Source organism: Mycolicibacterium brisbanense, assembly GCF_001570425.1.
GTDB lineage: Bacteria > Actinomycetota > Actinomycetes > Mycobacteriales > Mycobacteriaceae > Mycobacterium > Mycobacterium brisbanense.
Window position 1 is genome coordinate 147447 of the sequence record NZ_BCSX01000045.1, and the last position, 12654, is coordinate 160100.

The 12654-nt window shown below is 66.5% G+C and carries 15 protein-coding genes; 6 read left to right on the top strand and 9 right to left on the bottom strand.

The features are described 5' to 3' along the window. Window positions 1–96: 96 nt before the first annotated feature. Entirely contained in the window at window positions 97–864 is a 768-nt protein-coding gene (locus tag RMCB_RS26380) for a FadR/GntR family transcriptional regulator (protein WP_062831111.1), read from the bottom strand. Window positions 865–967: 103 nt separating this feature from the next. Here RMCB_RS26380 and RMCB_RS26385 point away from each other — a divergent pair, with 103 nt between their 5' ends. Beyond that, window positions 968–1885 carry a proline iminopeptidase-family hydrolase gene (locus tag RMCB_RS26385; RefSeq protein ID WP_234792251.1) on the top strand — a complete coding sequence of 306 codons (918 nt, stop codon included), beginning with the start codon at window positions 968–970 and terminating at the stop codon, window positions 1883–1885. 30 nt (window positions 1886–1915) lie between these two features. Continuing rightward, window positions 1916–3319, top strand: coding sequence for an APC family permease (locus tag RMCB_RS26390; protein ID WP_062831113.1), 1404 nt, complete (start codon window positions 1916–1918; stop codon window positions 3317–3319). Here RMCB_RS26390 and RMCB_RS26395 read toward each other — a convergent pair whose 3' ends face one another. Continuing rightward, window positions 3320–4021: an RsiV family protein gene (locus RMCB_RS26395; protein WP_062831114.1), complete on the bottom strand. Its 702-nt coding sequence runs from the start codon at window positions 4019–4021 to the stop codon at window positions 3320–3322. 7 nt (window positions 4022–4028) lie between these two features. After that, window positions 4029–5231, bottom strand: coding sequence for a winged helix-turn-helix domain-containing protein (locus tag RMCB_RS26400; RefSeq protein ID WP_062831115.1), 1203 nt, complete (start codon window positions 5229–5231; stop codon window positions 4029–4031). A 62-nt stretch (window positions 5232–5293) separates the two neighbouring features. Here RMCB_RS26400 and RMCB_RS26405 point away from each other — a divergent pair, with 62 nt between their 5' ends. Beyond that, window positions 5294–6553, top strand: a complete 1260-nt coding sequence (locus tag RMCB_RS26405; RefSeq protein ID WP_165606326.1) for a DUF4303 domain-containing protein — start codon at window positions 5294–5296, stop codon at window positions 6551–6553. On the opposite strand, the gene RMCB_RS26410 is transcribed toward RMCB_RS26405, so the two are convergent. Further along, the gene (locus tag RMCB_RS26410) at window positions 6532–7023 is read right to left on the bottom strand and encodes a dihydrofolate reductase (RefSeq protein WP_201028353.1); all 492 of its coding nucleotides are present in this window, start codon (window positions 7021–7023) and stop codon (window positions 6532–6534) included. The genes RMCB_RS26405 and RMCB_RS26410 overlap by 22 nt on opposite strands. Next, the gene (locus RMCB_RS26415) at window positions 7020–7820 is read right to left on the bottom strand and encodes a thymidylate synthase (protein WP_062831117.1); all 801 of its coding nucleotides are present in this window, start codon (window positions 7818–7820) and stop codon (window positions 7020–7022) included. Before RMCB_RS26415 ends, RMCB_RS26410 begins: the two co-directional genes overlap by 4 nt. A 42-nt stretch (window positions 7821–7862) precedes the next feature. Here RMCB_RS26415 and RMCB_RS26420 point away from each other — a divergent pair, with 42 nt between their 5' ends. Both RMCB_RS26420 and RMCB_RS26425 read left to right on the top strand, forming a co-directional pair. After that, the gene (locus RMCB_RS26420; RefSeq protein ID WP_062831118.1) at window positions 7863–8600 is read left to right on the top strand and encodes a dienelactone hydrolase family protein; all 738 of its coding nucleotides are present in this window, start codon (window positions 7863–7865) and stop codon (window positions 8598–8600) included. A gap of 42 nt (window positions 8601–8642) precedes the next feature. Continuing rightward, a complete protein-coding gene (locus tag RMCB_RS26425; protein WP_062831119.1) occupies window positions 8643–9563 on the top strand; it encodes an HpcH/HpaI aldolase/citrate lyase family protein in 921 nt (306 codons plus the stop codon). On the opposite strand, the gene RMCB_RS26430 is transcribed toward RMCB_RS26425, so the two are convergent. From RMCB_RS26430 to dapB, 4 genes are all read right to left on the bottom strand, one after another. After that, window positions 9557–10018: a hypothetical protein gene (locus RMCB_RS26430; protein ID WP_062831120.1), complete on the bottom strand. Its 462-nt coding sequence runs from the start codon at window positions 10016–10018 to the stop codon at window positions 9557–9559. The two genes, RMCB_RS26425 and RMCB_RS26430, sit on opposite strands and share 7 nt — an antisense overlap. Before the next feature lie 106 nt (window positions 10019–10124). Beyond that, window positions 10125–10580, bottom strand: a complete 456-nt coding sequence (locus RMCB_RS26435) for a flavodoxin family protein (RefSeq protein ID WP_062831121.1) — start codon at window positions 10578–10580, stop codon at window positions 10125–10127. A gap of 2 nt (window positions 10581–10582) precedes the next feature. Beyond that, complete coding sequence (locus RMCB_RS26440; RefSeq protein WP_062831122.1) at window positions 10583–11047, bottom strand: hypothetical protein; 465 nt, start codon at window positions 11045–11047, stop codon at window positions 10583–10585. Next, window positions 11044–11781, bottom strand: a complete 738-nt coding sequence (gene dapB / locus RMCB_RS26445) for a 4-hydroxy-tetrahydrodipicolinate reductase (RefSeq protein ID WP_062831136.1) — start codon at window positions 11779–11781, stop codon at window positions 11044–11046. The genes RMCB_RS26440 and dapB overlap by 4 nt, the downstream gene beginning before the upstream one ends. A 125-nt stretch (window positions 11782–11906) precedes the next feature. Here dapB and RMCB_RS26450 point away from each other — a divergent pair. Further along, the coding region (locus RMCB_RS26450) for a DUF222 domain-containing protein (RefSeq protein ID WP_131805584.1) at window positions 11907–12654 on the top strand (748 nt) is incomplete at its 3' end.

A 12654-nucleotide genomic window follows, 5' to 3' on the forward strand; every position in this document is an offset into this window, starting at 1 on the left:
CATGGCGGGAAATCGCGCTCTGGGCCGCCGTGGCGTTACGCACGCGCTCGTGGCCCCCGGCCTTTTCGGCCACCAAGTCCGGGGCCATTGGCGGGACTATTCCGTGAGCACCCCGGCCCGGCGCATAGCGGCTGAGATCAATTCGAAGTCGATGGCGACGTGGGCGCGGGCGAGCGCGTCCGCGTCGTCGCCGCGACCGTCGGCGATCGCGCCGACCAATTGTTCGTGCTCGGCCAGTGCGCGCATCTCCATCTCACGCATGGTCACTTGCTCGCCCCAAAGATGCGCAGGCGCACCGATGCTCACGGACGCTTCGAGGTCGAGCAGCACTTGTTTGAGGATGTCGTTGTGCGCGGCATCGATGATCGCGAGGTGTAGCGCGCTGTCGGCTTGTTGAGCTGACAGCCCGCTCTCGGCGCGGCGATACGCCGCGAGGTGCTCCTGCAGCACCGCGATATCGCGATCCGACCGGGACTCGGCCGCGGCCCGGCAGATGGCGCCGTGCAGCCGGCAGATGGCGTCGCAACGATCACGGAGCTCGTCGAGCCGCATGGTCAGCGTCCGACACACCGACTCGGTCGACGATTCCGGCCATTGCTGCAGTACGTACGATCCCCCGCCGCGGCCCCGCCGGGTTTCGACCAATCCACGGTCCACGAGCCTCGCCAGCGCTGCGCGCACCGTCATGCGCCCGACTTTGAGGGCGGCGGCCAAGTCTCGTTCGGCAGGCAGTCGCGCACCGGGCAGGTACTCGCCGAGCGCGATCGCGGTGACGAGCCGATCGGTGATCTCGTCGATCCGCGACGGCGATTCGAGCTCGCTCTCCAGCAAACCAGGCACTCCGGCGCCGGCTGGCTGCGTCATCGCGTCTCCCCTCTCCCGCACCGCCCCCACAGTATCGGCACCAATTGTTAAAACACGATTAATGGTCTTGCCGCGAGACCATTAATGTTCCATGCTGGCCTCCATGCCACGTACCACCCGCACCGTCCCTTTCCGCGGACACGAGACCTGGGTCCAGATCACGACCCCCGAAACCGCCCATGCCGAGGCCCTGCCGTTGTTCGTCCTGCACGGCGGGCCCGGTATGGCACACAACTACGTCGCCAACCTGGCCGCGCTCGCCGACGAGACCGGGCGCACCGTCATCCACTACGACCAACTCGGGTGCGGCAACAGCACCCACCTCCCGGACGCACCCACCGACTTCTGGACGCCGGAGCTCTTCGTCGACGAGTTCCACACGGTGCGGACGGCTTTGGGCATCGACCGCTACCACGTGCTCGGACAGTCGTGGGGCGGCATGCTCGGCGCCGAGATCGCCGTGCGAGAACCGGCAGGCCTGGCTTCGCTGTCCATCTGCAATTCCCCGGCGTCCATGCAGCTGTGGCTCGACGGCGCCGCCGAACTCCGGGCGCAACTCCCGCCCGACATGCTGGCCGCGATGCGCCGCCACGAGGCCGACGGCAGTGTCGACGACCCCGAGTACGTCGCCGCCACGCACGAGTTCTACCGACGGCACGTGTGCCGGGTGGAGCCGATGCCCAAGGACTTCGCGGACAGCGAGGCGCAGATGGTGGCCGACCCGACCGTGTACTACACCATGAACGGCCCCAACGAGTTTCACGTGATCGGCACGCTGCGGAACTGGAGCGTCATCGACCGTCTGCCGGCGATCAGCGCGCCCGTGCTTGTCGTGGCCGGCGAGTTCGACGAAGCGACCCCGGCCACATGGCAGCCCTATGTGGACAACATCGCCGATGTCCGGGCCCACGTGTTCCCCGACAGCAGTCACTGCACGCACCTGGAGAAGCCCGAGGAATTCCGCGCAGTCATCGCGGACTTCCTGCACCAACACGATCTGGCCGCCGCCGCCCGGGTCTGACACCCCTTCCCACGACCTGACAGGACCCCTATGGCAACTGATACCGGCGCGGCGGATGCCAGCCACCTCACCACCGGTGAGGGCCAGCGCAGCCTCGAATCATTCGGCTACAAGCAGGAACTCAATCGTTCGGTCTCCACGGTCGATTTGATCGTCTACGGGCTCGTGTTCATGGTGCCCATCGCGCCGTGGACGATCTTCGGCACGGTCTACAACAGCGCCTCGGGCATGGTCCCGCTGGTCTACCTCATCGGCCTGATCGCCATGGTGTTCACCGCATTGGCGTATTCCCAGATGGCCAAGTCATTTCCGCTGGCCGGATCGGTCTTCGCGTATGTGGGCCGCGGCATCCATCCGAGCCTGGGGTTCTTCGCAGGCTGGGCAATCCTGTTGGACTACTTGCTGATTCCCACGCTGCTGTACGTCTTCGCCGCCGAGTCGATGGTCGGCCTGTTTCCGGGCACACCGCGCTGGGTGTGGGCCATCGTATTCGTGGTCGTCAACACGGTGATCAACCTGCTCGGCGTCGGATCGCTCAAGATCGTCAACCGCATGTTCCTGGCCGTCGAGTTGGTGTTCGTCGTGCTGTTCGTCGTCATCGCGGTACGCGCCATCAACGGACAAACTCTGCCCAACGTCGGCTGGAGCACAACACCGATCTGGAATCCCGATGTGGTCAGCGCCCCGCTGATCGCGGCCGCATTGTCGATCGCTGTGCTGAGTTTCCTTGGTTTCGATGGCATTTCGACACTCGCCGAGGAGTCCACCGGTAAGAAGAACCCGGCGGGCCGGGCGATGATCGTCGCGCTGTTCGTGGTGGCGTTCCTGTTCATCACCCAGACCTGGCTCGCCAGTCTGCTGGCCGGAGGGCGCGAATCGTTCAGCGACGACGAGATGGGCAACGCGTTCTTCCAGCTCGTGCAAGCCGCCTCGAGTACCGGATGGATGAATGCGTTCTTCGTGGTCAACGTGCTCGCGGTCGGTTTCGCCAACGCCATGGCCGCCCAGGCCGCCACCAGCCGCCTGCTGTATTCGATGAGCCGCGACCGGCAACTGCCGGCATTCCTGTCGACGATCAGTGCCCGCAAGGTGCCGATCGCGGCGATCCTGGTGGTCAGCGCGCTGAGCCTGGTGCTCGTGCTGTTCTTCGTCGGCCAGATCGGCCTGATCTCATCGCTGGTGAACTTCGGAGCGCTGTTCGGGTTCTGCCTGCTGCACATCTCGGTGGCCTGGTATTACCTGGTCCGCAAGAAGTCGAAGAACTACCTGTTGCACCTCGTCGTCCCGACGGTGGGTTTCCTGATCATCGGCTACGTATTGGTCAACGCCGACGCGCTGGCCAAGATCGGTGGCATCGTATGGCTGATCATCGGGGCAATCATATTTGCCACCAACGTGATTCGTGGACGCGGCGTACCCGACCTCGCCGAGTGACTACCGGGCCAGCACCTGCATGTCCGGTGCGAGCACATCGGTCAGCTGCGACCACGGCACGGTGATGACAGGCTGACCGTGGGCGAACTGGTAGTCCTCGAAATGGATTTCCAGTCCGTCCCCGGTCGGCATCCAGTTGTGGAAGTTCTCCTCGACGGGTGCATTGCCACGCAGGTCGGGCATCGGCGCGTCTCCTCCGTAGACCTTGGGGAAGATCAGCTTGGTCTGTTGGGACAGCCGGTTCAACCCCGCCTGCTTGTCGGTGAAGAGGTCGTCGAGGGTGATGGGACGGGCTGTTCGACTGTCGATCACGACCGTGGTGACATAGTCCAACGGGTGAGCGGCGCCCTGATGGAAGTACACGCCGCTCAACACCTGCGCGACGGTCGCGGGACGAAAGCTCACCGCGGGTTTTGCGTAGAAGGTCGCGTTGTCGCGGAGCACCTCGTCGCGATCCAGCATTCCGGCCATGGTCTTGCCGGACGCCACGCTGGCCCCGTTGAATGCCGCAGCCACCGCACTGTCGCCTCCGGCTATATGCCCGACCTCAAGCTTCCAGCCATTGCCGGGATCGACCGGGGTCGACGAAACCGTGTACGTCACACCGTTGCTCGTGCCGGTGTCCGCGACAGCGATGCCGGTGCCACCGAACACCAGCACGACGACGGCGCCGAGCGCCGCTGACAATCCCTTGATCGGCATCACTCGATTATCGGTGCAGGCTCTGCCCCAACTCCGCGGCAAGATCCCCGTTCCGGCCGACCGTCACGTCGTTCACGCCGAGCCACACGGCCATCGTTCGCAACTCCCCCGCCAACGCGGACGCCACCCGGGACCGGTCCTGCCCGTCTTCGGTGAACGCGCCGACGACGTGCAGCGCACCGTCGGTCCGTTTGAGGTCGACGCGCCCCACCAGCTGCCCGTCGAGCAGGAAAGGCCATACGTAGTAACCGAATTGGCGCTTGGGAGCCGGGGTGTAGATCTCGATGCGGTAGTGGAAATCGAACAGCCGCTCGACCCGGGGCCGGAAGAAGATCAGCGGATCGAACGGACACAGCAGCGCGGTGCCCCGGTCCCGCCGCGGCACGATCTGTCCCGACCGCAGGTAGGCCGGCACGCCGTCTATGTCGACGGGCTCCAAGTCACCGTCGGCGACCAGCTTGGCGATGGCCGGTTTCACCTGTTTTGCGCCGAGGCGGAAGTAGTCCCGGATGTCGGCTTCCGTGCCGATTCCAAGCGCCGTCGCCGCACGCAGGGTCAGCTCACGAATCGCCTCGTCGTCGCCGACCTCACGGGACACCACCTCGGGTGGCAGGACGTTCTCGGTGAGGTCGTAGTGCCGGGCGAATCCGACACGCGTCGCCGTCGTGAACACTCCTGAGGCGAACAGCGCCTCGGCCACCCACTTGGTGTCACTGCGCCCCCACCACGGTCCTTTGCGTCCCCGCGGCTCCGCTTCCAGATGAGCTTCGATCTGCCCCGCCGTCGACGGGCCAAGCTCGGCGACGGCAGCGACGATGTCCTCGGCGAGTTTGGCGTTCTTCCGGACGATCTCGGTGCCCCACCGGCCGTGGGTGTACTCGCGCATCCGCCACCGCAGCAGCGGCCAATCCTCGACCGCCATCAGCGCTGCCTCGTGCGCCCAGTACTCCACCAGAAGTCGTGGTGCGCGCGCAGTATGCGACCAGGCGGCCCGGTCGAGCACATCGCGGTCGTACGGCCCGAGCCGGCTGAAGACCGGCGCGTAGTGGGCGCGCACCGCGACCGACACCGAGTCCAACTGCAGTACCTGGATCCGGGAGATCAACCGGCGCAGGTGCGCACGCGTGACCGCACCGCTGGGTTTCGGTTCATGAAATCCCTGCGCCGCGACGGCGATGCGGCGAGCCTGCGCTGTAGTGAGAGAGGCCACCGCTCCATCGTTCCTCAAGCCACCGACAAGTCGGCTGCACCACCTTGGTGATACTGGTCGACGTGGCGTTCGACTGGGATGCGTTCGAGACCGAGTTGACCCTGGCAGCAGCCGATGCCGTACGTGCACTCGTCGCATCAGCCGCACCGGAGCGGCCATACGCCGTGGCCTTCAGCGAGTTCTACTCGGAGCTGACAGGCGTGATCTACCTGCCCAATCTCGCAGTCGCCACCGAGGAGTCGGTCACGGACCCGGATTGCCGGTTCAGTCCACCGGATTGGGAGTACCAGGACTACGAGTGGGGTGAGACCGATTCGCGGTGGGGTGAGCAGCTCGTCGCTGCGGCATCGGGGCTGCCCCGAGCGCGGTGGGAGCAGGAATGGGACCGCTTTGCCGAGGCGATGCTGCACATCGCCGCGCGTGTGCGCACGCTGCTGGTGACCGACGGGACGCTGCCGCAGGACGTGGTCGTCTACCTCGACGACGAGGACGCGGATCTGCTGGTCCGCTCACTCACCGCTGATGAGATGAACCGCCATTTCCCCGCGTACGTCGCCGCAGCGGAGGCCGAACGCGACGTGCTGGCCATGCCGACGGAGCAGCGGGTGCCGCTGTTGGCCGAGGCGGCGGGTCTGACGACGCGCCCCGGCCGGCGTGAACTCGGGCAGCTGCTGGGCCGGGAACGCGCGCTGACCCTGCTACTGGATACGGGTATGGCCGCGGTACCGGTCGGCATTGCCGCCCTCGAGCACCATGACACCGCCTGGACGGGTGCCAAACTTCTCGCCGATCTAGGTTTGGCGACACCCGAGGTCATGGCGGCACTGTGGGCAGCGCTACCGCTGCGCGGCAACGCCCACGACTGGGTGGCCACCGCGCTGGGGCGCCTGGGTGCCGGCCTGGAGGTCCTGGCGCGTCGCGACCTGCCGGCCGAGAGCAGAGCGGCGGCGGTGGCCGGGCCGTATCGCTCGTTTCGCGACCACGCGCCCAGCCACCCGCCGCTGGACTACGCGTTACTCGCAGCGGGGCTGGCCGATCCGGCAGTCGCCGCGATCGTGGCCGAAGAACTGCAACCGGGACGCGGGTACTGCACACTCGACGCTGCCGACCTGCCCGGCGTGCGACCCGGCCTCGACCACTGCGAGCCGGTGATCCGGCGGCACGCCGTCGTCACGATCGGTGAACTGATCGGTCTACGGGGCCCGGCGGACCTTGATGACCGTGACACAGACGCGCTGCGGGCCCGGATCTCCGAGCTGACCACCAGCGACACCGACGCCGATGTGCGGCGGCTGGCCGGTTACGTGGTCGAGGGCCGCTGATCGCGACGGTAGCTGCAGTAGCGGTAGCGCAAGCCCGACGCGCTGGTCTGCCACTCGCCCGGCGTCAGCACCCACGAGTCGTCGAGCACAGGCGCCAACGCATCGCCGTCGAGCGGTGTCAGGTCGACATCGATCTCGGTGAGCTCACACCGATCGGCGTACGGCAGCGTCATCGCATAGATCTGCGCACCACCGATGACCCAGCCGTCCGCGTGTTCCGGCAGCGCTGTCACCACGTCGGCGCCCTCGGCGACGAACCCCGCATCACGGGTGATCACGACGTTGCGCCTGCCGGGCAACGGCCGCACCTTCGCCGGCAGCGATTCCCAGGTCAACCGGCCCATCAGCACGGTCTGGCCCATGGTCAGCTCTTTGAAACGGGCCTGGTCCTCGGGTAGTCGCCAGGGAATCCCGTTGTCGCGGCCGATGATGCCGGTGCGCGACTGCGCCCAGATCAATCCCAAGGTCATACTGCGACGGGGGCCTTGATGGCCGGGTGCGGGTCGTAGTTCAGGATCGCGATGTCCTCGTAGGTGTAGTCGAAGATCGAATCACGCGGCGCCAGAACAAGTTCCGGGTATGGGCGGGGTTCGCGGGTCAGCTGCAGCGTGACCTGTTCGACGTGGTTGTCGTAGATGTGGCAATCCCCGCCGGTCCATACGAACTCGCCGACATCGAGACCCGCCTGCGCCGCCATCATGTGCGTCAGCAGGGCATAGCTGGCGATGTTGAACGGCACCCCGAGGAAGAGGTCCGCGCTGCGCTGGTAGAGCTGGCAGGACAACTTGCCGTCGGCGACGTAGAACTGGAAGAACGCGTGGCAGGGCGGCAGGGCCATCTGCGGAATCTCGCCGACGTTCCATGCCGAGACGATGTTGCGGCGGGAGTCCGGATCACGCTTGAGCAGCGCCAAGGAGTTGCTGATCTGGTCGATGTGTTCACCTGACGGCGTCGGCCAGGACCGCCACTGCACGCCGTAGACCGGCCCCAGATCGCCTGTCTCAGAAGCCCATTCATCCCAAATGGTGACCCCGTGATCCTGCAGCCACCGCACGTTGGAGTCACCGCGCAAAAACCACAGCAGCTCGTAGACGATGGATTTGGTGTGCACCTTCTTGGTGGTGATCAGCGGGAAACCCTCGGCGAGGTCGTAGCGCATCTGGTGGCCGAACAGGCTGCGGGTTCCGGTGCCGGTGCGGTCGGACTTCGGCGTTCCGGTCTGCAGCACCAGCCGCAGCAGATCCTCGTACGGCGTCGCGATAGGCACACCCTCAGCTTACGGGCAGCGGTTAGGGGTAGAACGGTAGCCATGCCGACGATCAAGGACACCATCACCACGCCCGACGGCACTTGTGCCGTGACACTCGCGACCCCAGACGGCCACGGCCCGTGGCCGGGCGTGGTCATGTATCCCGACGCAGGCGGCGCGCGGGCGACGTTCGATGACATGGCCGCGAAGCTGGCCGGGTACGGCTTCGCCGTGTTGGTGCCCGACGTCTACTACCGCGACCCGGGTTGGAAGCCGTTCGAGATGGCGACGGTGTTCGGCGATGCCGGCGAACGCGACAGGTTGTTCTCGATGATGCGGAAAGTGACCCCGGACGTCATGGCGGCCGACGCGACGGCGTTCTTCGACTATCTGGCGGGCAGGCCCGAGGTCACCGACGCGAAATTCGGCACCACCGGGTATTGCATGGGTGGGCGCACATCCCTGGTGGTGGCAGGCCGGGTGCCGGATCGGGTTGCGGCGGCCATGTCGTTCCACGGCGGCGGGTTGGCCAGCGACGACCCGGGCAGCCCGCATCTGCTGGCCGACAAGATCCAGGCAGCCGTCTACGTCGGCGGCGCCGAGAACGATTCATCGTTCACCGCAGAGCAGGCGGAAACCCTGGACAAAGCGCTGACGGCCGCAGGCGTCGAGCACATCATCGAAACCTACGCAGCCGCACATGGATTCGCGGTTCCCGACAACGCCCCCTACGACAAGGCCGCCGACGAACAGCACTGGGAAGCCATGGAGAGCTTCTTCGGCTCGCGGCTCGGCTGACCCGCCGCGTCGCGCCGTCACCCCGTAAGCGACGATTGAGGCGTGTACGACCAGACCAGCATCAGTGAACCGGATCCCAACGCCGCCCCTGGCTTCCGCATCGACCCGGTACTCGCCCGCAGTTGGCTGCTGGTCAACGGCGCGCAGTACGAACGCTTCGCCCCTGCTGCGCGCTCACGCGCCGACATCGTCGTGCTCGACATCGAGGATGCGGTCGCACCGAAGGACAAGGACTCCGCCCGCGACAACGTGATCCGCTGGCTCGGCGAGGACAACACCGACTGGGTGCGGATCAACGGGTTCGGCACCCGGTGGTGGGCCGACGACCTGGAGATGCTGTCCGGGACGTCGGTCGGCGGGATCATGCTCGCCATGGTGGAGTCCGTCGACCACATCACCGAAACCGCCAAGCGTCTTCCGGACGTGCCGATCGTCGCACTCGTGGAGACCGCACGCGGGCTCGAACGCATCACCGAGATCGCCGCGACCAAGGGCACATTCCGACTCGCATTCGGCATCGGCGATTTCCGCCGCGACACCGGATTCGGCGACAATCCGGCGACGCTGGCGTACGCCCGCTCGCGGTTCACCATCGCGGCCAAGGCTGCTCATCTTCCGAGCGCGATCGACGGGCCCACCGTGGGTTCGAGCGCGCTGCGACTGTCGGAAGCCACCGCGGTGTCGGCCGAGTTCGGGATGACCGGCAAGATCTGCCTGACCCCGGACCAGTGCCCGACGGTCAACGAGGGCCTGTCCCCGTCGCAGGACGAGATCAGTTGGGCACGAGAGTTTTTCGCCGAGTTTCAGCGTGACGGCGGGGAGATCCGCAACGGCTCAGACCTGCCACGGATCGCCCGGGCCAACAAGATCCTCGACCTGGCGAAGGCCTACGGCATTCACGAGTCCGAGTACGGCGACGACCCTGACCACGTGCCCGCCCCGTCGGACACCTTCCACTACTGAGTTTGTCGATCGCGGTGCAGGACGCGGGTCGTCACGACCCGCAGGATCCCGCGTCCGGCGTAGATGCCCGCCACCACGGACACGATGATCATCACGATGAACATCACCATCCAGTTGGCCCGGCTGTGGCTGACGTTCCACCAGACGATGGTGAACAGCACCGCGCAGATGAACACCACGATGTCGCGCCAGTTGCCTTCATACGACGCGGCGGCCAGCCGGAGTTGGCGGCCGCGCTCGTTGGCGGTGACGAGATCGTCGATGCGCTGATCGATGCTGGCTTGCAGACGTGCCCTGCGCTCGGTCTGCTCCGCAGGGAGTCGGTCCAGCAGGTCCATGTCCTTGACAATGAGACCGCGTACGTCAGGCGGTTTCAGATTGCCCGCCGCCATCCCCAGCAGCGCACCGCCGGCGATCGGCGCGGCGCCCAGGGCCAATTCGGCGATACCCGGCATGGTGATCCTCTCTGTTCAGTCTGGCGGTCACCGTATCGTCCCGACCACGCGGCGACACCGGGCGGGCTGCCGGTCCGTCAATAACGTCTCGGGTGACCTCGCCGGTTCAGTCGCGCATCAACCCGGCGGCCACCGTCGCACCGAGGTTCCAGCACGCCTCGAGATCGTCCTTGCTCGGCTTACCCGACACCACCACGTGTTCGGCGGCCCTGATCCAGCCGAGGCCCGTCGTGATGGAGTCGATGGCCCGCTCGGCACCCTCGGTGCCCTCGTTGCCGTGCAGGTACAGGCCGAATGGCCTGCCCCTGGTGCTGTCGAGACACGGGTAGTAGCAGACGTCGAACGCGTGTTTGAGCGCACCACTCATGTATCCGAGGTTGGCCGGGGAGCCCAGCAGATAGCCGTCCGCGGCCAACATGTCCGCCGACGAGACCGTGAGGGCGGGACGACGCACCACGTCGACCCCCTCGATCTCGGGGTCCGTGGCGCCGGAGACCACCGCCTCGAACATCGCCTGGCAGTACGGCGATGGCGTGTGGTGGACGATGAGCAGCGTTGCCATGCTCACCCACTCTCCTGCATGCGGACAGCGGTGCGCATCGTCTCGCGGGCCCGGCTCCGGTCGCCCGCATAGTCATACGCGCGGGCCAGCCGGTACCAGCGCACCCAGTTGTCGGGGTCGGCTTCCAATTCGCGTTTCACCGTGACGAACAGCGCATCGGCCGCATCCCGCTCGACCCGGCCTGACGGGCGGTGCGGCAGGTCGGTCACGTCGAGTTCCATGCCCTGCTCGCGAGCGAGCCGGGCCAGACGCTGATGCGCGAAGCCGGCGCGCAGTGTGGTGACCAGAACCCACACACCGATCAGCGGAAAGACCAGCAGGGCAACCCCGAGTCCGATGGCCGCGGGCTTACCTGACCCGATGAACACGACGGCAGTGCGGCCCAGCATGAGGAAATAGACGACCAGCGCCAGGCACATGAAGCCGATCAGTAATTGGATGCGCAGTGACCGCGCGCCGTCGGTCACGAGAGGTCGAGGAGTGGCTCAATGCCGATGGTCAGCCCGGGCCGCTGCTGCACGTTGCGCACCGCCAACAGCACACCGGGGACGAACGATGCGCGGTCGAGGCTGTCGTGCCGGATGGTCAGCGTCTCCCCCGCGGTGCCGAACAGCACCTCCTGGTGGGCGACGAGACCGGCGAGCCGCACCGAGTGCACCGGGATGCCGTTGACGTCGGCACCTCGTGCACCCTCGAGACCGGTGCTGGTGGCATCCGGGTTGGGCGGCAACTCTTTTCGCGCCTCGGCGATGAGTTCGGCGGTACGCGCCGCGGTTCCAGAGGGCGCGTCGGCCTTGTGCGGATGGTGCAACTCGATGACCTCGACCGAGTCGAAGAACTTCGCGGCCTGCTTGGCGAACTGCATGCACAGGACGGCGCCGATGGCGAAGTTCGGCGCAATGAGTACGGCGACCTCGGGCTTTTCCTTGAGCCAGTCCTGAACCTGGGCCAACCGTTCGGCGGTGAAGCCGGTGGTACCGACGACGGCGTGAATCCCGTTGTCGATCAAGAACTTCAGATTGTTCATCACCACATCGGGATGGGTGAAGTCGATGACCACATCGGTATCGGAATCGGTGAACAGACTCAGTGAATCACCGGCGTCGACGCCCACCGAGAACGTCAGGTCCTCGGCTCGCTCCACCCCCAGGACCATTGCCGCGCCGACTTTTCCCTTTGCACCCAGAACTCCAACACGCATGCGTTGCAGCCTACTGCCCGGCACCTCGGCGGCATCCGCGCTGGTCACCGAACAACTTTGGTCAATGTGGCCTCACGGGTCACATCGCGCGGGGTTTTGTCGGTGGCTCGAACTAGTGTTCGAGCATGGAGTCGGAGTCGGAGTCGGAGTCGGAGGTTGCCGCCGCGCTCGCCGCGGTACGCGCGGCACTCGACAGGGTGCGCGGCCTGCCGTTCGGGTCCCTGTCACCCGCGGAGCTGCTCGACGTGTGCTCCGGCATCCAGGAGCTGCGCAACCTGGCACCCACCGTCGAGCATGCCGCGATCACCGCGCTGGCCGATCAGAGCACCCCGGCGCGGATCGGGGCGAAATCCTGGCCCGAAGCCCTACGGATCCGGCTACGCATCTCCCACAAAGAAGCCCGCCGCCGCGTCCGTGACGCCATCAACTTCGGACCCCGCCACACCCTCACCGGCCAACCGCTGCCGCCGCGGCGGGCCGCGACCGCCGCCGCCCAAGCCGGCGGCTGGCTGACCCCAGACCACATCGAGGAGTTGGAGAAGTTCTTCACCGCCTGCCCCGCCTGGGTCGATACCCAACGCCGCCAGCACATGGAGGAGAAGCTGGTCGCCGTCGCCGCGAGCAACTGCCCCGATGTGCTGCACACCGCGATCACTGAAGCGTTGTATCTGCTCAACCAGGACGGCGAGGAACCCCCCGAAGACCTCGCCGCCCGCACCCGCGGCATCACGCTGGGCCCCCAGGAACCCGACGGCACCCGCACCATCCGCGGCCGCCTCACCGCCGAACTGGGCGCCACCCTCGGCGCGGTGATGGAGAAATGGGCCGCACCGGGCATGTGCAACCCCGACGACGAACACCCCTGCACCGCCG

Coding starts and splice junctions, on each gene's coding strand:
- RMCB_RS26420 (WP_062831118.1), top strand. CDS start 7,863: ATGCCGACGATCAAGGACACCATCACCACGCCCGACGGCACTTGTGCC.
- RMCB_RS26395 (WP_062831114.1), bottom strand. CDS start 4,021: ATGCCGATCAAGGGATTGTCAGCGGCGCTCGGCGCCGTCGTCGTGCTG.
- RMCB_RS26430 (WP_062831120.1), bottom strand. CDS start 10,018: ATGCCGGGTATCGCCGAATTGGCCCTGGGCGCCGCGCCGATCGCCGGC.
- RMCB_RS26380 (WP_062831111.1), bottom strand. CDS start 864: ATGACGCAGCCAGCCGGCGCCGGAGTGCCTGGTTTGCTGGAGAGCGAG.
- RMCB_RS26410 (WP_201028353.1), bottom strand. CDS start 7,023: ATGACCTTGGGATTGATCTGGGCGCAGTCGCGCACCGGCATCATCGGC.
- RMCB_RS26435 (WP_062831121.1), bottom strand. CDS start 10,580: ATGGCAACGCTGCTCATCGTCCACCACACGCCATCGCCGTACTGCCAG.
- RMCB_RS26385 (WP_234792251.1), top strand. CDS start 968: ATGCCACGTACCACCCGCACCGTCCCTTTCCGCGGACACGAGACCTGG.
- RMCB_RS26390 (WP_062831113.1), top strand. CDS start 1,916: ATGGCAACTGATACCGGCGCGGCGGATGCCAGCCACCTCACCACCGGT.
- dapB (WP_062831136.1), bottom strand. CDS start 11,781: ATGCGTGTTGGAGTTCTGGGTGCAAAGGGAAAAGTCGGCGCGGCAATG.